This window comes from Rhizobium sp. 3T7 (assembly GCF_020166565.1).
Lineage (GTDB): Bacteria > Pseudomonadota > Alphaproteobacteria > Rhizobiales > Rhizobiaceae > Rhizobium.
Genome location: NZ_JAIQXS010000003.1, coordinates 423,171 through 438,981 on the forward strand (window position 1 = coordinate 423,171; position 15,811 = coordinate 438,981).

The 15,811-nt window shown below is 60.6% G+C and carries 18 protein-coding genes and 1 pseudogene; 13 read left to right on the forward strand and 6 right to left on the reverse strand.

Translation table 11 applies throughout. The annotated features are described in order from the left end of the window. Window positions 1–139: 139 nt before the first annotated feature. Window positions 140–712, reverse strand: coding sequence for a cysteine hydrolase family protein (locus tag K9B32_RS07305; RefSeq protein WP_224561280.1), 573 nt, complete (start codon window positions 710–712; stop codon window positions 140–142). 118 nt (window positions 713–830) lie between these two features. Between K9B32_RS07305 and K9B32_RS07310 the strand changes: the two genes are divergently transcribed. After that, the gene (locus K9B32_RS07310) at window positions 831–1,817 is read left to right on the forward strand and encodes a GlxA family transcriptional regulator (protein WP_224561281.1); all 987 of its coding nucleotides are present in this window, start codon (window positions 831–833) and stop codon (window positions 1,815–1,817) included. 42 nt (window positions 1,818–1,859) lie between these two features. On the opposite strand, the gene K9B32_RS07315 is transcribed toward K9B32_RS07310, so the two are convergent. Next, window positions 1,860–2,336 (reverse strand): MarR family winged helix-turn-helix transcriptional regulator, encoded by a 477-nt coding sequence (locus tag K9B32_RS07315; RefSeq protein ID WP_224561282.1) that lies wholly within the window; start codon window positions 2,334–2,336, stop codon window positions 1,860–1,862. Between the two features lie 96 nt (window positions 2,337–2,432). Here K9B32_RS07315 and K9B32_RS07320 point away from each other — a divergent pair, with 96 nt between their 5' ends. From K9B32_RS07320 to K9B32_RS07335, 4 genes are all read left to right on the forward strand, one after another. Beyond that, complete coding sequence (locus K9B32_RS07320) at window positions 2,433–2,801, forward strand: antibiotic biosynthesis monooxygenase family protein (protein WP_224561283.1); 369 nt, start codon at window positions 2,433–2,435, stop codon at window positions 2,799–2,801. 306 nt (window positions 2,802–3,107) lie between these two features. Continuing rightward, window positions 3,108–3,431, forward strand: a complete 324-nt coding sequence (locus tag K9B32_RS07325; RefSeq protein ID WP_224561284.1) for a hypothetical protein — start codon at window positions 3,108–3,110, stop codon at window positions 3,429–3,431. Between the two features lie 200 nt (window positions 3,432–3,631). Beyond that, window positions 3,632–4,000 (forward strand): surface protein, encoded by a 369-nt coding sequence (locus tag K9B32_RS07330; protein WP_224561285.1) that lies wholly within the window; start codon window positions 3,632–3,634, stop codon window positions 3,998–4,000. A 610-nt stretch (window positions 4,001–4,610) separates the two neighbouring features. Further along, window positions 4,611–5,648, forward strand: coding sequence for a 4-hydroxyproline epimerase (locus K9B32_RS07335; RefSeq protein ID WP_224561286.1), 1,038 nt, complete (start codon window positions 4,611–4,613; stop codon window positions 5,646–5,648). Between the two features lie 3 nt (window positions 5,649–5,651). Here the strand turns inward: K9B32_RS07335 and K9B32_RS07340 are convergent, their stop codons facing one another. Then, window positions 5,652–6,134: an RbsD/FucU family protein gene (locus K9B32_RS07340; RefSeq protein WP_007801982.1), complete on the reverse strand. Its 483-nt coding sequence runs from the start codon at window positions 6,132–6,134 to the stop codon at window positions 5,652–5,654. Then, the gene (locus tag K9B32_RS07345) at window positions 6,118–7,365 is read right to left on the reverse strand and encodes an ROK family transcriptional regulator (protein WP_224561287.1); all 1,248 of its coding nucleotides are present in this window, start codon (window positions 7,363–7,365) and stop codon (window positions 6,118–6,120) included. The genes K9B32_RS07340 and K9B32_RS07345 overlap by 17 nt, the downstream gene beginning before the upstream one ends. A gap of 234 nt (window positions 7,366–7,599) precedes the next feature. On the opposite strand from K9B32_RS07345, the gene K9B32_RS07350 reads away from it, so the two are divergent. The 8 genes from K9B32_RS07350 to K9B32_RS07385 all read left to right on the forward strand — a co-directional run bounded on the left by K9B32_RS07350 (window position 7,600) and on the right by K9B32_RS07385 (window position 14,934). Further along, window positions 7,600–8,625, forward strand: coding sequence for a sugar ABC transporter substrate-binding protein (locus K9B32_RS07350; RefSeq protein WP_007801977.1), 1,026 nt, complete (start codon window positions 7,600–7,602; stop codon window positions 8,623–8,625). 156 nt (window positions 8,626–8,781) lie between these two features. After that, complete coding sequence (locus K9B32_RS07355; RefSeq protein ID WP_007801975.1) at window positions 8,782–9,846, forward strand: ABC transporter permease; 1,065 nt, start codon at window positions 8,782–8,784, stop codon at window positions 9,844–9,846. Window position 9,847: 1 nt separating this feature from the next. Next, a complete protein-coding gene (locus K9B32_RS07360) occupies window positions 9,848–10,630 on the forward strand; it encodes an ATP-binding cassette domain-containing protein (RefSeq protein ID WP_224561288.1) in 783 nt (260 codons plus the stop codon). After that, entirely contained in the window at window positions 10,627–11,253 is a 627-nt protein-coding gene (locus K9B32_RS07365; protein ID WP_224561289.1) for a nucleoside triphosphate hydrolase, read from the forward strand. Before K9B32_RS07360 ends, K9B32_RS07365 begins: the two co-directional genes overlap by 4 nt. Window positions 11,254–11,365: 112 nt before the next feature. Further along, window positions 11,366–11,713, forward strand: coding sequence for a DUF805 domain-containing protein (locus K9B32_RS07370; protein ID WP_224561290.1), 348 nt, complete (start codon window positions 11,366–11,368; stop codon window positions 11,711–11,713). Between the two features lie 91 nt (window positions 11,714–11,804). After that, window positions 11,805–12,845, forward strand: a complete 1,041-nt coding sequence (gene pyrC / locus K9B32_RS07375) for a dihydroorotase (protein ID WP_224561291.1) — start codon at window positions 11,805–11,807, stop codon at window positions 12,843–12,845. Between the two features lie 184 nt (window positions 12,846–13,029). Next, window positions 13,030–14,208, forward strand: a complete 1,179-nt coding sequence (locus K9B32_RS07380) for a GGDEF domain-containing protein (protein WP_224561292.1) — start codon at window positions 13,030–13,032, stop codon at window positions 14,206–14,208. A gap of 189 nt (window positions 14,209–14,397) precedes the next feature. Continuing rightward, window positions 14,398–14,934: a glyoxalase superfamily protein gene (locus tag K9B32_RS07385; protein ID WP_224561293.1), complete on the forward strand. Its 537-nt coding sequence runs from the start codon at window positions 14,398–14,400 to the stop codon at window positions 14,932–14,934. 38 nt (window positions 14,935–14,972) lie between these two features. Here the strand turns inward: K9B32_RS07385 and K9B32_RS07390 are convergent, their stop codons facing one another. Next, window positions 14,973–15,461, reverse strand: coding sequence for a DUF1772 domain-containing protein (locus K9B32_RS07390; protein WP_411969682.1), 489 nt, complete (start codon window positions 15,459–15,461; stop codon window positions 14,973–14,975). Further along, window positions 15,458–15,811, reverse strand: a pseudogene (locus tag K9B32_RS07395) (NmrA family transcriptional regulator); the annotation flags it as partial. The pseudogene K9B32_RS07395 and the gene K9B32_RS07390, both read right to left, overlap by 4 nt.

Genomic DNA, 15,811 nt, shown 5'->3' on the forward strand with positions numbered 1-15,811 from the left:
CTCATCGCCTGCGAAGTCAACGGCGAGCGGCCGCAAATGCCTGTTGCGGTTCGTTGGCTGATGACCGCCACTGGCGATGGCGGTCGAACAAGCTCTCCAGTGCTCCGCGTACGGTTGACACGCGCCCGATATTGCCGTGCTAGGCGGAGCCTCTCAGTTCGCTGCGTACTGCCAGTGCCTCGTCCGTCGAGAGCACGGAGGCGTAGGCGAAGGCGAATGCCGCCATGAAGGCCGCATGCGCCTGCGCGGCAGGGACCGGCGTGCCGTTGAATTCGAGGTCGCGCGTTGCGCAGGCATCGTGGATGACCGTTACCCGGTACCCGAAATCGCTGGCGGCGCGCGTGATGGCATCGATGCACATATGACTCATGCTGCCGACGACGGTGACCTCGTCGATGCCATTGCGGTCGAGTGTCGCCTTCAGATCCGTTTCACGGAACGAGTTGACATGGTTCTTGACGATGACGGTTTCGCCGGGCCGATCCAGCACTTTCGGGTGAATCTGCGCACCCTCCGAGCCGGCAAGGAAAAAGGCCGCATTCTCGCCGGCCGACTCATGTCTGATATGGACGACAAGATCGCCCGAATCGCGGGCTGCCGCGATCATCCGTGCGGCATTGTCGGCGGCTGCGTCAGCACCGTTCAACGGCCACTTGCCGTTCGGAAAGTAATCGTTCTGAATGTCGACGACGATGAGGGCTCGCTTGTTCATGTCCTTGTATCCTTTCATTCCTTCCGGGGACGGTCCCCATTCGTTGATGGACAAGTTACGTCTGAAGCCGCATGGTGTGGATTGGCGAAATTGACATTATCGAGGCCAAAACTGACAAATGAGCCAGACCGACGCGCCGGCCGAGATCGGTATCCTGCTTTATCCGCACGTCCAGCTCGCAGCCGTCTACGGCCTGACCGATCTCTTCTACCTAGCCAATCGGTTCGCAGTGGCCCGGCAACCGTCGGGAGGCCCCGCCCTGCGTGTAAGCCATTGGCGCGGGACAGAAACCGCAGCGATAATCGAGCGCGTATTCGATACGGTGCCCGGCACTCCGGGGTCGCCTACCGTCCTCATCTTGCCTCCCAGCTTCAGCGAGCCGATGACCTCGGAGGAAGCCGGTCCGCTGGCGCGATGGCTTCGTGAGCGGCATGCCGAGGGAACGACGCTGAGCTCCGTTTGCGTCGGCGCTTTCCTTCTTGCAGAAACGGGGCTTCTGGCACACCGCATGGCGACGACCCACTGGGTCTATGCGGACTTGCTGGCGCAGCGCTTTCCCGAGGTGCGGGTGGACACCGACAAACTCATCATCGACGAGGGCGACATGATCACTGCGGGTGGCCTGATGGCCTGGACCGATCTCGGTCTCAACCTCGTCGACAAATTGCTGGGATCGACCATCATGCTCGATACCGCTCGCCACCTCCTCGTCGATCCGCCGGGCAGGGAGCAGCGCTGCTACAGCAGTTTCTCGCCACGCCTGAACCATGGCGACGGGCAGATCCTAAAGGTGCAGCACTGGCTGCACGCGAACGGCGCGCGCGGGGTGACACTTGCGGCGATGGCGCAGCGTGCCCGCCTGGAAGAGCGCACCTTCCTTCGTCGGTTCCACAAGGCGACCGGCCTTCGGCCGACCGAATATTGCCAGCATCTGCGGGTCGGCAAGGCGCGCGAGATGCTCGAATTCTCGAACCGCACCGTCGAGCAGATCGCCGTTGCGGCCGGTTACGAGGATTCGGGTGCGTTCCGAAAAGTGTTCCAGAAAATCACCGGGCTATCGCCGGGAGATTACCGCAACCGCTTCGGATTGACCGGGCGGGTATGAGGTCCGGCATTATGCCGCGCAACGGGGATCGCGCCGTAGCGGCTAGTTGTGCTTCTCAGCATCCATTTCTCCTTCGAGTCTTGCTCGCAGCGTCGCCATCACGCGGTGCGCTATCCTGATATCTTCAACTGAAAAGCCCTCAGCCAACGCGTCGACCCTCGGGTTGTAGGCGTTGATCGCGGAATCGTAGGCGCGGCGTCCCTTCGCCGTAAGCACCACGAGATGCGCCCTCCGGTGGTGCGGGTTGGGCTCGAACACCACGATTCCTTCCTGGTGCAGATCATTCACGATGCGCTGAACATTCTGCCGGTTAGCCCCGAGATCACGGGCGAGCCACGCCACCGGCTGCGGCCGGTCGGCGTGCACGATCGCTCCGAGAATCTGCCACCGAGCACTGGTCAGCCCGTACGGCCCAACTAGCCTGTCTCCCCACATCAGGGTCAGGTTGTTCGCCCTGAACAGGCTGAGGATCAGGTCGGTCAAGGCATCGCCGTTCCGGTTTCGGGTCGTTTCGCTCATTGGCAACATCCATCTATATTGACATCATTATGTCAAATTGGTATGTCTTCATCGTATCGAATTGACATCATGTATACTACTCGGAGGGAGCACGAAATGTCCCACATGAAGCCCATGGATGAGAGACTACCTATCGAACGCCAACTGGCCATCGAAGCCGCACCGGTCGTACTCATCAACCTCTTCACCCTCGATGCGGCCGATGAAGAGCGCTTTCTCGAAGTCTGGAAGGACGACGCCGAGTTCATGAAGCGCCAGCCGGGCTTTATCTCGACCCAACTCCATCGCGCCATAGGCGAGAGCCCTGCCTACCTGAACTATGCGGTGTGGGAATCGAACGAAGCATTTCGCGCAGCTTTCACACATCCTGAGTTCCGGGCGAAGCTGACGAGCTATCCATCGTCCGCAATTGCAAGACCGCAGCTGTTCCAAAAGGTCGGCGTCGCCGGCATCTGCACGGCCTGACCGGCGGGAAAGAGACACGACAACGAAGGGAGAGGGCTCACGACGCTTCTGTTCAAAATCCTTGCGGTTACGGGGGCAGCGATGTCTGCCGGCGTCAGGAGATGGCAGCTCGTAGAAGGTCATTAGCGGCCGCTCGATCGATCGGAACCTTCCTTGAGGTCACCTCAGTGTTGCCTCTGCGTTGTGAAAGCGCCATGCCGCCGATATCGGCATAGCCGGCTCGCTAGCTTGGCGCAATATTGCGAAGCCATGATGCGGTCGGCGCTGCGCGTGTGCAGCGATTCATGGCGCATGGCCGGAGGGAATATGCTGAGGAGTATGGTGCGAGCGTTTGCGTTGTGCGCGGCCGGAGTGACGCTTGCCGGCTGCGTCGACGCCAATGCGCCGACGCTCGTGCCCGTCGCAGCACCCTTTGACCCGCCTCTCAATCTGCCGGCTGTCGCCCATCACATCTGCGTCGGCGACGGCAATTTCATGTATCGCGAGTCAAAGAAGCAGTATGAACTGCGCGCCGGGATGGGTGGCTATCCAATCGATCCGGCCCAGGAAGAAGCGAACGCGACCGCTGCCGCACACCGGCAGTATGTCACGTGCCTGTCGAGCCAGGGATACCGGATCGCCGACAGATAAGTTCTGCCCAGTGAATTGCTGCCGACGGACCCTGCATCGCCTGACACCATCTCCGAATGGAGCAAGCAGTTCTTGAGATCAACGCCTGCGGATCACGCGCAGTCGCTGCCGATCACGACTGCTGGAGGCTGCGTGTGATCGCGGAACTTTGCTACGAAAGAACGCATTTTTCTCGGATAAATCCAGAAGGAGGATTTATCATGAAAGTCTCCAGCTTCGTTCCCGCCCTGTCAGCAGGGGCTCTGCTCACGCTCGCATCCATCACTCCCGTTCAGGCGGCGCCTGTGCAGCGGGTCCCGCACCCAAGCGCCTCGAACGTCGAAATGGTGCAGTACAGTCAGCCGGCAGGCCACTTGAACGGCTATCGTGGCACGCGCACCGAGCGCCCGGGCACCCGCCGCGGTCCGGACGGCTATTGGTATCCGCTGGCAGCCTTCGGCGTCGAGGGCGGCGCAACGGGTTCGATCGGCAATCAGCCGGTGCGGCCGATGCAACGGCAAACCTACTGCCAGAACACGTTCAGCGGCACCAATGGCGATGGCAGCATGCCATGTGACAACGGCTATTGATCGCTTTGGGCCCAAGGGAAAGGCGGGACGATCTCTCGCCTTTCCGATCATCGATTTCCTCCGACTTTTGGTGATATTTTTGCGGTGGGCGCGCCGCGGTGCGGCAACCGTCTGGTAGTATGTGAGCTGCCCTGCGCAGATTGGCCTGCTTCGCCTAAGAAATTGACTAACTGGTCAAAAATGCCGCAAAAAGAGGCTTCAATAATAGGCGAGATATGCGTGAGACGCATTGCTGCATTGCGGTAATCTCCCTATTCCTGATCGAAACAATGGGCTATCTATTATCTCGAAGGCAGCGCACTCCTCCTCCCAGCGCTCCTTCATCGGACTGACAACACTCCTCCTCCCAGTTGTCAGTCAGGATCAAGAGCCCGGTGCACCTCCTCCCGCACCGGGCTCTTTTCTATTTCAGCCTCCCTCACACATGATCAGGCGCTTGTGCTGGCCCATCTGCTCGGGACTGCGCTACACTGGCGCGAGCCATGGCAGCGTCGGGAAGTCTTTTACCGAGCGAAAAATTCCCGTAGGCAATCGCCAGTGATCTGATATATCAGGCCGTTCGTGTTGATTTGCGGCAGCATCACGCGGCAGGCTTGAGAGGAGTTGACTCATGAGATGGAAGCGCACGATCCAGCTTCTGGATGTTCACGCCGAGGGTGAAATCGGCAAGGTCGCGATCGGCGGCGTGCCAAAGATTCCCGGCAATACGGTCGCCGAGCAGCTGAACTGGCTGAACACCGATCCGAAGGGCCAGGAACTGCGCCGCTTCCTCTGCCTCGAACCGCGCGGCGCGCCGATCGGCTCTGTCAATCTGCTGCTGCCGCCGAAGCATCCGGATGCCGATGCGGCCTTCATTATCCTGCAGCCGGACCAGGCGCATGCGAGCTCCGGCTCGAACTCGATCTGTGTCACAACCGCGCTATTGGAAACCGGCGTCGTCGAGATGAAGGAGCCGGAAACCATTGTCACGCTGGAGACGGCCGCCGGCCTCGTCAAGGCGACCGCGACCTGCCGCGACGGGCGATGCGAGAAGGTGAAGCTCACCATGGTCCCGTCCTTCGTGCACGAGCTCGACGTGGACATCGACACGCCGCACTGGGGCAAGGTCAAGGTCGACCTATGCTACGGCGGTATTTTCTACGCGCTGGTCGACGTCGGGCAGATCAACCTGACAATCGAGAAGGGCAATGCTGCCGCCCTGGTTCAGGCCGGCATGGTCCTGAAGGAACTGATCAACCGCAGCATCGAGGTTGTCCATCCGGAAATCCCAGCAATCTCCGGCGTTGCCTACGTCATGTTCCGCGACCTTGAGGCGGACGGCACCGTTCGCACCTGCACCACGATGTGGCCGGGCCGCGCCGATCGCTCGCCCTGCGGCACGGGCAATTCCGCCAATCTCGCGGCATGGCATGCGCGCGGCAAGGCAAAGGTCGGCGATGTCTTCAAGTCGCGCTCGATCATCGGTTCGGAGTTCGAAGTCGGATTGCTGGCGGAAACCGAAGTTGCCGGTCGCCCCGCGATCATTCCGACCATCGCGGGCCGCGGTTTCACCTTCGGTCTCTCGCAGGTCGCACTCGATCCCTTCGATCCGCATCCGGGCGGTTTTGCCTTGACGGATGTCTGGGGGCCATTGGCCGGCGAGATCTGACGCTCAATAGGTGAAGGGGTCGACCTCTGCCTTTTCAACGGCGTGGTCGCCCGCTCGCTCCGGATAGATGACACCCTTGCGCAGGATGATGTTGGCGTAAAGCCGCGGTTCGCTGGTCTGGATCACGGCGTGAGCGGTCCGTACTCGATTGTAGAAGTCCGCCCCGACGAGCGGCACGACCTGTCGGTGCGGCTCGTGGCGGGCGCAGCAGTCGATCATCTCCTCGTGAACCGGGTCAAGCCTGTCGCGCTCGGCCTTGACGGTCGACCGGAAGATCGCCTCTGTAACAAAGTCGTCGATCGGCAGGACGCTGAGAACGGCGTCGAGCACGGCCACGATGCCGTGGCCATCAAGACGGATCAGCCGCCGTGCATGTTCGACGCCGGGGTAATTGCCGTCGACGATAGCGATTTCGTCGCCATGCCCCATGGCACGCAGCGTCGAAAGCAATTCCGGGCTCAAAAGTGGGTTAAGTCCCTTCAGCATTTTCGACCTCCTTGAATAAAACGTTCTGGTCCGTGAGATAGCGCGCGAAGATCGGTAGGCTGGCGCCGCCGATGGCGCGCGCATGGGCTCCGATTGCACCCTCGATGATGTCGGGCATGACGACGCCCTGGAGATCGAGCATCGCTGCTTCGTGGATGGTCGCCTGCACGATCCGTGCTCGCACCCATCCGGGAAAGCCGCCGTCGATCACGGCCGCGCTGAAGTCGATGATCGAGGCTGCGGCGACGATCGCTTGCGCGAGTGCTCGGGCAGTGTCCTGGATCCACGTTTCCAGGGGCTCGCCGAAGTCGATCCAGTCGTCGGCTGAATACCAGAGCGGCTGCGGGTCGATGCCGCGCTCCCGCAACATGTTCTCGAGAACGAAGATTGAGGCAACTTCAAGCAGCTGTAGGGTTTCGCCGTTCTTGCCGCGCACCGGGAGTGGGCCGATGGCGCCAGCCGTACCCGTGCGCCCCGAAAAGATCGCGGAATTGAGGACAATGCCGCCGCCGATGAAGGAGCCGATGAAGAAATAAACGAAGTCGGGATAGGACGGCCCGATGCCGAACACGAGTTCTGCGCCGCAGGCACTTGTCGCATCGTTCTGTAGATAGACCGGGTAGGGCACGCGGGCGGCAATCTCGGTGTGGAGATCGAAGTCGCGCCATACGTCCATCGCGCCCTTGGGTGAACCGACTTCCTCTTCCCAGTTCCAAAGCTCGAACGGTGCCGCGATACCGATGCCGGCAATGCGGCCGCGTTGCTTCTCGTCGAGCCGGCTTTCGAGTTCGCGGATCCCTGAAGTGATGAAATCCAGAAAGACGTCAGGCAGCGGATAGGCATAGGTCTGGTGAAGCTGCAGGCGGATCTTGCCCACGAAATCCATCAGCACCAGGTCCGCGCTGCGTCGGCCCATCTTGACGCCGAACGAGTAGACGGCATCGGCATTGAGGCGCATCGGGATAGACGGCTGGCCAACCCGGCCACGCACCGGCTCTCCGCGGGAGAGCAGCCCTTCCTTCTCCAGTGCCCGCATGATGACGGAAACTGTTTGCGCCGAAAGCCCGGTTCGCCGCGCGATATCGGCCTTCGACTGGGAGCCGTAAAGGCGCACCAGCGACAGCACAAGCCGCTCGTTATAGGCGCGCACCCTGATCTGGTTCGCGCCGCCTGCCGGACTCAAAATAGGCGGTTGAGCCGGCGTATGTACCGGACCGTCCAAAGACGACATTGGCCACTCCTCCCGTCTGTTGGCCTATGCCCTATTTTCATCGAGCATGCCATATAGAATTAATAATTCAATTGGATTTATTTATTGACAAGGCAATTCCTTTCGCTCTTAATTGCCATCGTCAAACGGCACGGAACGGCTTGGAGGAGGCCGTCGGCGAGACTGCAGCGGTTCTCGTGCCCGTCAATTCCGGCACCGCCAGGGGGCGGGTCGGCTAATCTCAGGGAGGACTCAATGAAGAAATCAGTGCTTTCCGCCGCGCTTGGCGCGCTCGCCCTCGGTGTCGCTTTCTCGGCGCCGGCCATGGCTGCGGATGTTTCCGCCTGCCTCATTACCAAGACCGACACCAACCCGTTCTTCGTCAAGATGAAGGAAGGCGCGACGGCCAAGGCTAAGGAACTGGGAGTGACGCTCAAGTCCTACGCCGGCAAGATTGATGGTGACAGCGAAAGCCAGGTTGCCGCGATCGAAAGCTGCATTGCTGACGGTGCGAAGGGTATCCTGATCACGGCGTCCGACACGAAGGGCATCGTCCCCTCGGTCAAGAAGGCCCGCGATGCCGGCCTCCTGGTGATTGCCCTCGACACCCCGCTCGATCCGGCTGACGCTGCCGACGCAACCTTCGCAACTGACAATCTGCTTGCCGGCAAGCTGATCGGCCAGTGGGCCAAGGAAACGCTCGGCGACAAGGCAAAGGATGCCAAGGTCGGCTTCCTCGACCTGACGCCATCGCAGCCGACTGTCGACGTTCTGCGTGACCAGGGCTTCATGATGGGCTTCGGCATCGACACCAAGGACCCGAACAAGATTGGCGACGAAGACGATGCGCGCATCGTCGGCCACGACGTGACGAACGGCAACGAAGAAGGCGGCCGCAAGGCGATGGAAAACCTTCTGCAGAAGGATCCGAGCATCAACGTCATTCACACGATCAACGAGCCAGCCGCAGTCGGCGCCTACCAGGCCCTCAAGGCTGTCGGCATGGAAAAGAACGTCCTGATCGTCTCGGTTGACGGCGGTTGCCCGGGTGTCCAGTCGGTCAAGGAAGGTGTCATCGGTGCCACCTCCCAGCAGTATCCGCTGCTGATGGCTTCGCTCGGCATCGAGGCGATCAAGAAGTTCGCCGACAGCGGTGAAAAGCCGAAGCCGACCGAAGGCAAGTCGTTCTTCGATACCGGCGTTTCGCTTGTCACCGACAAGCCCGTCTCTGGCCTCGAGTCAATCGACACGAAGGTCGGCACCGACAAGTGCTGGGGCTAAGTCTCACGATATGAATCTAGCGCCGGCCGGGGGCTTGATCCTCGGCCGGTTTCGACTGACCATAGCTGCTGCCTCAGGAACCGGCGAACGAAGACCGGCGTGATAAGGGGCAGGGGCTTTCCGCGCGCGGTTTGGCGCGAAAGCGGAGGAGGAACAATGACCGGAGCACAGGAATTCGAACGGGTGCTTGACGGCAGCGACAAGAACGTCGCGTCGTTCGAACACCAAAGCGTACCATTTGTGAAACGTGCGCAGCACTTCCTGCATTCGACCCCGGCGGCCGTGCCGCTGATCGTGCTGGTGCTGGCGATCATCATCTTTGGCTTCGCGCTCGGCGGACGGTTCTTCTCGTCCTACACGTTGACGCTCATCTTGCAGCAGATCGCCATCGTCGGCATTCTCGGTGCTGCACAGACGCTGGTCATCCTGACTGCCGGCATCGATCTTTCGATCGGCGTCATCATGGTCATTTCGGCTGTCATCATGGGCAACTGCGCCATTACCTACGGCATTCCGACACCGATCGCTGTGCTGGCCGGGATGCTTGTCGGCGGTCTCTGTGGCTTGCTGAACGGTTTCCTCGTCGCCTATGTGAAGCTGCCGCCGTTCATCGTAACGCTCGGCACCTGGAACATCGTCATGGCGACGAACTTCATCTATTCCGCCAACGAAACGATCCGCGACACCGATGTCGATGCGCAGGCGCCGCTGCTACATTTCTTTGCGATCAGCTTCAGATTGGGCACTGCCGTGCTTACTCTCGGCGTCATCGCCATGGTGCTGCTCGTTCTTGTGCTCTGGTATATTCTCAATCACACGGCCTGGGGCCGCCACGTTTATGCCGTCGGCGACGACCCTGAAGCGGCCAAGCTCTCCGGCATCCAGGCCAAGAGTGTATTGCTGACGGTCTATACCGTCTCCGGCATCATTGCCGCCTTCGCAGCCTGGGTCTCGATCGGCCGTAATGGCTCGATCTCTCCCTCGTCCGCGGTGACGGATTATAACCTGCAGGCCATCACGGCGACCGTGATCGGCGGCATCTCGCTCTTCGGCGGTCGTGGCTCGATCCTAGGCACCCTGTTCGGCGCGATGATCGTCGGCGTGGTCTCGATGGGCCTCAACATGCTCGGCGCCGATCCGCAGTGGAAGGTGTTGCTCACCGGCGTGCTCATCATCGCCGCAGTCGCAATCGACCAGTGGATCAGAAAGGTGTCGGTGTAACATGGCAAACGAACCCATTCTTTCGGCTCGCGGGCTCGTCAAACGCTACGGACGCGTCACCGCACTCGATTATGCCGATTTCGACCTTTATCCCGGCGAGATTCTCGCTGTGATCGGCGACAACGGTGCTGGCAAATCGTCGCTCATCAAGGCCATATCAGGCGCGGTCACTCCCGATGAGGGCGAGATTACGCTGGAGGGCAAGCCGGTCCACTTCAAGTCCCCCATGGAGGCGCGAGAGGCGGGCATCGAGACCGTCTACCAGAATCTCGCGCTTTCGCCGGCACTATCGATTGCCGACAACATGTTCCTGGGTCGCGAGATCAGGAAGCCTGGCTTGCTCGGCAGCTGGTTCCGTATGCTCGATCGCCCGGCGATGGAGAAGCGGGCGCGCGCCAAGCTCTCCGAGCTTGGCCTGATGACCATCCAGAACATCAACCAGGCGGTCGAAACGCTCTCGGGCGGGCAGCGCCAGGGTGTGGCCGTGGCGCGCGCCGCCGCCTTCGGATCGAAGGTCGTTATCATGGACGAGCCGACGGCCGCCCTCGGCGTCAAAGAAAGCCGCAAGGTGTTGGAACTGATCCTCGACGTACGCTCGCGCGGTTTGCCGATCGTGCTGATCTCGCACAACATGCCACATGTTTTCGAGGTCGCCGACCGCATTCATATTCATCGGCTTGGCCGCCGTCTCACGGTCATCAATCCGAAGGAATACACGATGTCCGATGCCGTTGCTTTCATGACCGGCGCCAAGGCCGTGCCGACGGAGCCGGTCGCCGCATGAGCGTCACGATCGACGAAATCGCCGGCGAGGTCATCGACCGCGCCGGCGATGTCAAACGCTTCCTGATCGCCATTGCCGGTCCCCCCGGCGCTGGAAAGTCCACCATGGCAGACAATCTTGCCGATGCCCTGAAGGCCAGGGGCGAAACGGCCGAGGTCCTGCCGATGGATGGCTTCCATATGGACAATGCCATCCTCATCGAACGCGGTCTTCTGGCGCGCAAGGGTATCCCGGAGACCTTCGACGTTCGAGGCTTCCTGGATATCATCCGGGCTGTACGCCCTGCCGACCAGGAAGTCCTGATCCCGGTCTTCGACCGGACCCGCGAGATAGCCATCGCCTCGGCGCGTGTCGTTTCGCAGGAGCATCGCTTCATCATCGTCGAGGGCAACTACCTGCTGTTCAGCCAGGGCAAATGGGCCGAACTCGAAGGCATCTTCGACTACTCGGTGATGTTGGCGCCGCCGATCGAGGTGCTCGAGGAGCGGCTGTGGGCGCGCTGGCGCGGCTACAGGCTGACAGAGGAGGAAGCGAGCGCCAAGGTCTACGGCAATGATCTGCCTAATGGCCGGCTGATCCTCGGCAACCGCCGCAGGGCGGATGTGACGCTCGACATAGCCTGATCTGTCCGCTGTTCCGGCTGAAGTACTGGACTTGTCGCGCGTGATGGAATCGTTGCAGGTTTATCCTCATGCAACTTCTACTTTATCAGCGGAATGCCTGGAGGGAGAGCGCATGGGTTTCACGGAAGCAGTCTCGACAGTTTTCTCGAAATACGCCGTCTTCAGCGGCCGCGCCGGCCGCCCCGAATTTTGGTGGTTTGCGCTCTTCAACGTCATCGCCTCACTGATCCTGGCCTTTCTCGACAAAGTCCTCTTCGGTTACGAAATACTCGGCGCCCTCTACGGTCTTGCCGTGTTGCTTCCCGGCCTCGGCGTCGCGGTTCGGCGCCTCCATGATATCGGCCGCTCTGGCTGGTGGATTCTGGTCGGCGTCATTCCGCTGGTGGGCTGGATCGTTCTTCTCGTCTGGTATGTCAGCCGTGGCACGCCCGGCTTCAATGAACATGGCGCACCTGTCTGAAGAACCGTGGCCAAAATGTTTGCCATGCCCCGCATCGGGGTGATAATGCGCAGGGCTGAACCTTACAGGCCAGCCCGCGGAGTTTCAGCGCATGCAATCGATCACCATCCGTCGCCCCGATGATTGGCACCTGCACTTGCGTGACGGCGCCATGCTGGAAGGTGTGATCGGCGATACCAGCCGTGACTTCGCCCGCGCGATCATCATGCCGAACCTTGTGCCGCCGGTGGTGACCACGGCGGACGCTGAAGCCTATCGCGGGCGCATCATGGCGGCGCTGCCGAAGGACGACAAGTTCCAGCCGCTGATGACGCTCTATCTGACGGAACATACGAATCCCGATGATGTGGAGGCCGGCAAGGCGAGCGGGCTGATCACCGCCGTCAAGCTTTACCCGGCCGGCGCCACGACCAATTCGCATGGCGGCGTGCGCGATATCGAAAAGGCGATGCCGGTGCTGGAACGCATGGCCAGGATCGGCCTGCCGCTTTGCGTTCATGGCGAGGTGACGACACCTGACGTCGACATCTTCGATCGTGAAGCGGTGTTCATCGAAACCGTGCTCGATCCGCTCCGCAAGCGTTTGCCAGAACTCAAGGTCACGATGGAGCACGTCACCACCAGGGACGGCATCGATTACATCAAGTCCGCGGATGACAATCTCGCGGGCTCGATCACGACGCACCATTTGATCATCAACCGCAATGCTATCCTCGTTGGCGGCATCCGCCCGCATTACTACTGTCTACCGGTCGCCAAGCGCGAGAACCACCGCCTTGCCCTCCGCGCTGCCGCAACAAGCGGCGATCAGCGCTTCTTCCTCGGCACCGATTCAGCCCCGCATGTCGATCCCTTGAAGGAGTGCGCTTGTGGCTGCGCCGGCATTTACACATCGGTCAACACGATGAGCTGCCTTGCGCATGTGTTCGAACAGGAAAACGCGCTCGACAAGCTCGAGGCCTTCGCATCGCTGAACGGACCCGCCTGGTATGGCCTGCCGGCCAACGAAGAAAGAATAACGCTGGTCAAGCATGATAACCCCGTCAGTTTTCCGAGCAAGGTCGAAACCGGCGCAGGCCTGGTTACCGTTTTCGATCCAATGTTCCCGCTCCATTGGGACGTTGAGCGCTAAAGATCTTTTGTCATTGCGGAATGTTTACTGCCGCTCTTCTTTGAGGGTTGCGGCGATATGCTATGCCTGCGGCATCTCTAATCTAAATGCATGAATTTTTAACGAAATAAGTAAGACATTCGTCATAGCAGACCCGTAGGCTTCGCACGAATGGGGGCGCGATGGCCGTCGCGATTTCTAAAGCATGACGCTTGACTACAATTCCCTTTTGATGGCGCTTGCTGTCTCGACCACGTGTCTTGCCCTTACGTCGCTGGGCAGTTGGTTTGTGCGCCGCTCCGAGACTTTTCTTTTAACCTGCACTTTGGGCCTCGTTCTGATCGTCAGCGGCATCGTTGCTTACGGCATGTATGTCGACGATCCGGTGGTGGTGTTTGCCGTTGTCTCGTTCGTACTTTTCCATGCCGGCTTTGCAACTGTCTGGGGTGCCGGTTGCCAGTTTCGTACTGACAGACTGCCGTTGCGAGCCACCGTCGCCGGCGCCCTGGTGGCAATGCTCTTTTCCATTCCTCCGCTGTTGATCGGTTATGATGGGCTCGCATTTATCGCCGAAAATGCGGCGATCGCTGCCATGCTCTTCGCTACCGCCTGTCAGTATTGGCGGGCGCGGCAAGAGGCGCCGGCGCCTCTGACCGGAATTACCGTCCTCTATTGCCTGACGGCGATCTCCTTCGTCCTGTGCGCAGCCGTCCTGATCGCCGATGGAAAGATGGTGCTGGGCGTTGCGCCGAGCAATTGGGCCGAGGATCTGAGCCTTGCGATATGCATCGCCAGCATGACCGGTATCGGTGCCCTATCGCTGGCACTTCACCAGTGGCGGCTCGCCGCGCGGCACCGTCTGGATGCCATGACGGATCCGCTGACCGGGCTCGTGAACCGCCGTGCGCTTTTCGATCGCTACGGGCAGGGTCTGATGGGATCGGCAACCGCAGTGCTGATCTTCGATCTCGATCACTTTAAGTCCGTTAACGATACCTTTGGGCACGCCGGAGGCGACCGTGTGCTGAAGGTTTTCGCAGCTGAGCTCGCGGCGAATTGCAGAACCGGTGATACCGCCGCGCGCCTCGGCGGCGAGGAGTTTGCGCTGGTTCTGAAAGAGATCATGCCTGGCCGTGCCGAAATGGTGGCCGAGCGCATCCGCAAAGCCTTTGCCGGCCGCGAGATCTACCTCGACGACGAAACACTCACATGCACGGTCAGTGTCGGTGTCGCGCCAGGGCGCTCCACACCGATCGATTTTGACGCCATGCTGAATGCTGCAGACAAGGCGCTCTACGCCGCCAAGCGCGCGGGCCGGAACCGAATCGAGCTCGCAAGCCATCTCCACTCTGTGCCGGCGGGTGCGGCTCGCACCGGCTCTTGATCGAAAAACTCAGCTCGCCTATTGTCGCCGTCGGCCGGATGCGGCCAGCCGCCCCGCGGCGCGAAAGCGCGATGGTGAATGCATCCAGATATATCCTTCACATCCCTTGCCGTTTGGCGATTGATGGCGAACGGGTCAGCAGACGCGGGCACTGATCATCCTGTTTGCCGCCAACGTAAGGAATGAATCATGCGCGATTTTCGCGACGCCAAGCTCATGGCGAAAGCTCTGCGGCAGGCTCTGGCTACCCGCGACATAGACTTCACCCATAGCGAAACCCTGGAGATCGTTGCCCGCCAGTTCGGGTTCGATCAGTGGAATATCCTCTCGGCCAAGCTTGAAGAGCAGGAAGCGGCAACGCCCGCGATTGCCATTCAGCAGCCGATTCCGATTTTCCGCATCTTCGACGTCGACAAGGCGAAGGAATTCTATTGCGGCTTTCTCGGCTTCGCGCTGGATTGGGAGCACCGCTTCGGCGATCATTTCCCGCTCTACTGCCAGGTGTCGAGAAGCGGCATGATCCTCCATCTCAGCGAACATTCCGGCGACGCCAGCCCCGGCGCCCGCGCCTTCGTGCCCGTCACTGGTGTTCGTGTCTTGCACTCCGAGCTCGCGGCCAAGCAATATCGCTACATGAAGCCCGGCCTACAGGAGGCGCCCTGGGGCCTCGAAATGGAGGTCATCGACCCCTTCAATAACCGGCTCACCTTCTGCGAACGGATATAATGTCGCCAGCGGGAGGAGGTATCCCCTCCCGCCTTATTTCACACGAGCATCAAGGCGCGCACGAAGGCGATCGAGGCGAGGAGCGAAGCAATCGTCCTCACGTGGTTCCACCAGGTCCAATCCTTGAGGTAGGCCGTCCAGAGCGCGGTGGCCTCGGCGCCGCTGCCGCTGACTTTCGCCAGCGCGTCGTTCATTGGCACGTTGAAGACGATGGTGGAGAGGAACGATGCAAAGACGTAAAGCACTGCGCCGGAGAGCATCCAGACGCTGATGCCACCGCGCCAGTTGAAGAACGCGACGGCAGCGATCACGAGGCATAGGACCACGGTCGGTACGAAAAGCAGCATGAAGGGCGAGCGCACGATCGTGGCATTGATGGAGTTCATCGCCGCTATACCCTGTTCGGTGGGAATGCGGGCGAACGACGTCATGATGAAGGTTGAGAACGCAAAGAAGATGCCGGCAACAAGGCCGCTGCCGATCGCCGCGGCCGCCAAAGCGATACTGAGAACAAGTGTCATTGTCATACCCTCCACGTTCCATTGGCAGCAGCATCGCGTGCATAGTCGCCGAAATCCTTGGCGGGGCGGCCGAGAATTTCCGCGACCCCATTCGCAACCTGCGAATTTCTGCCATCAAGCACCTGCGTGAAGAGCTCTTCGAGAAGGTCGATCATGTCTTTCGGCAGCCCAGCGGCAGCAAGTCCCACCTTGAACTCTGCCATGGATACCTGCTGATAGGCGATATCCCTGCCGCATGCTTCAGCGATCTCGGCCGCCGCGCGGAAGGTTAGCGCGCGTGGACCGGTCAGTTCGCAGGTCTTGTCAACATGGCTGGCGTCGGTCAACGCCACAACGGCGGCATCGGCAATGTCGTC

Coding starts and splice junctions, on each gene's coding strand:
- K9B32_RS07385 (WP_224561293.1), top strand. CDS start 14,398: ATGCGCGATTTTCGCGACGCCAAGCTCATGGCGAAAGCTCTGCGGCAG.
- K9B32_RS07390 (WP_411969682.1), bottom strand. CDS start 15,461: ATGACAATGACACTTGTTCTCAGTATCGCTTTGGCGGCCGCGGCGATC.
- K9B32_RS07355 (WP_007801975.1), top strand. CDS start 8,782: ATGACCGGAGCACAGGAATTCGAACGGGTGCTTGACGGCAGCGACAAG.
- K9B32_RS07305 (WP_224561280.1), bottom strand. CDS start 712: ATGAACAAGCGAGCCCTCATCGTCGTCGACATTCAGAACGATTACTTT.
- K9B32_RS07360 (WP_224561288.1), top strand. CDS start 9,848: ATGGCAAACGAACCCATTCTTTCGGCTCGCGGGCTCGTCAAACGCTAC.
- K9B32_RS07350 (WP_007801977.1), top strand. CDS start 7,600: ATGAAGAAATCAGTGCTTTCCGCCGCGCTTGGCGCGCTCGCCCTCGGT.
- K9B32_RS07345 (WP_224561287.1), bottom strand. CDS start 7,365: ATGTCGTCTTTGGACGGTCCGGTACATACGCCGGCTCAACCGCCTATT.
- K9B32_RS07315 (WP_224561282.1), bottom strand. CDS start 2,336: ATGAGCGAAACGACCCGAAACCGGAACGGCGATGCCTTGACCGACCTG.
- K9B32_RS07365 (WP_224561289.1), top strand. CDS start 10,627: ATGAGCGTCACGATCGACGAAATCGCCGGCGAGGTCATCGACCGCGCC.
- K9B32_RS07330 (WP_224561285.1), top strand. CDS start 3,632: ATGAAAGTCTCCAGCTTCGTTCCCGCCCTGTCAGCAGGGGCTCTGCTC.
- K9B32_RS07320 (WP_224561283.1), top strand. CDS start 2,433: ATGTCCCACATGAAGCCCATGGATGAGAGACTACCTATCGAACGCCAA.
- K9B32_RS07310 (WP_224561281.1), top strand. CDS start 831: ATGAGCCAGACCGACGCGCCGGCCGAGATCGGTATCCTGCTTTATCCG.
- K9B32_RS07340 (WP_007801982.1), bottom strand. CDS start 6,134: ATGCTGAAGGGACTTAACCCACTTTTGAGCCCGGAATTGCTTTCGACG.
- K9B32_RS07380 (WP_224561292.1), top strand. CDS start 13,030: ATGACGCTTGACTACAATTCCCTTTTGATGGCGCTTGCTGTCTCGACC.
- K9B32_RS07325 (WP_224561284.1), top strand. CDS start 3,108: ATGCTGAGGAGTATGGTGCGAGCGTTTGCGTTGTGCGCGGCCGGAGTG.
- K9B32_RS07370 (WP_224561290.1), top strand. CDS start 11,366: ATGGGTTTCACGGAAGCAGTCTCGACAGTTTTCTCGAAATACGCCGTC.
- K9B32_RS07335 (WP_224561286.1), top strand. CDS start 4,611: ATGAGATGGAAGCGCACGATCCAGCTTCTGGATGTTCACGCCGAGGGT.
- pyrC (WP_224561291.1), top strand. CDS start 11,805: ATGCAATCGATCACCATCCGTCGCCCCGATGATTGGCACCTGCACTTG.